General features: G+C 29.0%; 3 protein-coding genes. 1 reads left to right on the plus strand and 2 read right to left on the minus strand.

From position 1 onward, the window contains the following. The coding region (locus B2S90_RS04670) for a hypothetical protein (protein WP_286696612.1) at positions 1 to 260 on the minus strand (260 nt) is incomplete at its 3' end. Further along, positions 250 to 2,139 carry a hypothetical protein gene (locus tag B2S90_RS04675; RefSeq protein ID WP_286696613.1) on the minus strand — a complete coding sequence of 630 codons (1,890 nt, stop codon included), beginning with the start codon at positions 2,137 to 2,139 and terminating at the stop codon, positions 250 to 252. The genes B2S90_RS04675 and B2S90_RS04670, both read right to left, overlap by 11 nt. Positions 2,140 to 2,416: 277 nt before the next feature. Here B2S90_RS04675 and B2S90_RS04680 point away from each other — a divergent pair. After that, a partial coding sequence (locus B2S90_RS04680) for a family 1 glycosylhydrolase (protein ID WP_286696614.1) occupies positions 2,417 to 2,631 on the plus strand: 215 nt, incomplete at its 3' end.

The following is a 2,631-nucleotide window of genomic DNA, read 5'->3' on the forward strand; positions in this document are numbered from 1 at the left end:
TTTAATCCATCAATCACAAAAGAACCAATCATTTCTGTAAGTGACTCAACAATCTCAATACCCTTGAATTGTTCTTTCTTCTTATAATATTCTTCATTATAATTGTTCTTTCTAATAGACTCATTCACTAAAGCATGATAATAATCATTCTCTAGAATATCCTTTTTATGTTTCTCTAGAAACTCTCTTTCTTCAGGTGTTGGACAAAATGATTTTAAGTACTTAATATATGTTTTAACCATCTCTAAATCAGCGCTCATATGACTCATCACCTTTCTCATTAAGAATCTCATCCATATTTCTACTTAATAGATCTTGGAATCCTCCCATCCAATCTTTCTTTTTATAATCATAGATGGTTGTACCATTCTTTGACAACATGATTGTATTAAAAGGATTCTCATTCATATAATCACAAATCAAATAAAGCTTCTCACATAAATCAAAATAGGATTCTAATATACTGCATAGAGAAGGCATTTTAAAGAATGATACAATCAAATCCTTATGTTCTTCTGTATAGTCCTTATAGAAGCCCATAATCAACAGATACCACTTCTTTGGTTCATCACATTCTATGTTGAAGTTGATATATTCTAGAAAGTTAGTAAAACCAATATCGTATTCTCTATAATTCTTACTATCTATAAAACGGAAGAAAGTAAAATAAATATAACCTAATCTGATCAACTGCTTTCTTAACTGTTTTACAATCGTTTTTAATTGTTTCATATTTCTTGTTGTCATCTTATTAGAATCTGATATTGAAGCAGTCAGTTCCCCAGTTTCCAAATCTTTGAGTTCATCATAATAACTCTTAATAAGAGGAATCGTATACAACATTGAAAATTTTATAATTAATTCAGCTCTATTTAATCCTAAGACCTTTTCAAAAACTCCTGCAAGTTCACGGATAAACTCACAATTATACTTATCATACATCTTAGAACCAGGATCTAATCTCTTTAACTCAGGAAATTTGATATTAGAAGGTTCTTTACTATGTTTTTGTTTCATTGCTTTATTCTCTTCTTGATTTTTTTTATTTATTTTACATGCAAGCATATAAGAATAAAGAAATGCATTCAAAATATCCACCTTCTTAGGCTTATTCTCAATATCCTTGAATTCTTCCCAATCATACATAGTAGTAAAATAGTTGAACTTCTTAAAGAACTCAACAGAAATATTTTCTTCATCCACAACTATATCATTATTATAAAGTAAACTTTCACTTAACTTATAAGTATACAGTACACCCTTTAAGATATGATCGATTTCAGAACAGATATCATAGAATAAAGAAGCCTTATCCTTAGCAGTCATCTTATCATCACTTTTAAATACAACATAACCATTATATTGTTTCTTACGTAATAAAGAGTCTTGATCAAGGATATACTTGTCATCTTTCTGCTGATCTAACATATTATTGATTCTATTATGATATTCATTGAATACACTATAATATTCTGCTGTTTTGTACTTTCTACGGAACATATTGGATACATCAATATCATAAAAGTAAGGACAATCAGCAAACATATCATTATCTTTTTTCAAACTTAACATACGATCAAGAGGCACTCTATTTAATTTATAGATAATATTTTTTCTTAAGAACTCTTGATAACTGAGTTCATTGACTCGATTATTCATATCAATAGGAGAATAGACCTTATCTGGATCTAATATTACATCTACTTCCTTTTCGTAGTCACGTTGTCTTTCAATAGACTTCTCTTCATCAAAAACTTTTATACGAGTAGTAAGTTTACGTTTCTTATTGAAGAAAATATAATCAGTACGATCATTTATTTCTTTTAAAAAATCTCTATTAGAATTCACTTTAGAAAAACAATCTTCAGAGATTACTTCTACTTTATAATTCTTATATAACTTGTCTAACTCTGATTTAGTACATTTCACAAACTTTGGTGATATGCTATTTCTTAAATAAATAAGATTGGTGAGTAATTCTATCACTTTTACTTCCTCTTCACCTTCGATTTTGTCAGATAAAAAAAGAAGACTATTCTTGATATCTTCCAAAGCCGTCTTTATATCTTTACCATCTAAACAATAAGGCTTGATATCATTTTCTATAGGACCATCATTTCTTAGTAGTATTGGATTCATATACGTCACCCCCCCTGTTAATAGTATAGTACAAATAAAGGGAAAATAAGAGAGAAATATTTTATAGGTAAAGAGAGGTAAGTAGATATGAATCTATTGATTTAGTCATTAAAGAATACCATAGAATTAAAAGAGAAAGTTCACAGTATGAATGTCCTGATGATGAAGATGAAGGTATACCATTTCCATAGTTTTTCTTTTCAAGCGTTAGTTCCTTGAAATTCAAGTATATCCTTAATAGAATGAAATAAGAATATACATAAAGGAGCTAATAAAGATGCTAAGAAAAGATTTCTTATGGGGTGGTGCAGTGACTGCTCATCAAAGTGAAGGTGGATATACTGAAGGAGGAAAAGTTCCTGCAGTATGTGACTTAACAGTCACAGGTAAGTTCTCAGACTTTAAGAATGGTATTGATGCATATCATAGATACAAGGAAGACTTTGACTTATATAAAGAGTTAGGCTTTAACGCATACCGTTTCTCTTTAGA

This window comes from Catenibacterium sp. UBA627 (genome assembly GCF_002299355.1).
Classification (GTDB): Bacteria; Bacillota_I; Bacilli_A; order Erysipelotrichales; family Coprobacillaceae; genus Catenibacterium; species Catenibacterium mitsuoka.

Excerpts from the sequence above, each read along its gene's own strand:
- B2S90_RS04675 (WP_286696613.1), bottom strand. The coding sequence starts at position 2,139 with ATGAATCCAATACTACTAAGAAATGATGGTCCTATAGAAAATGATATC.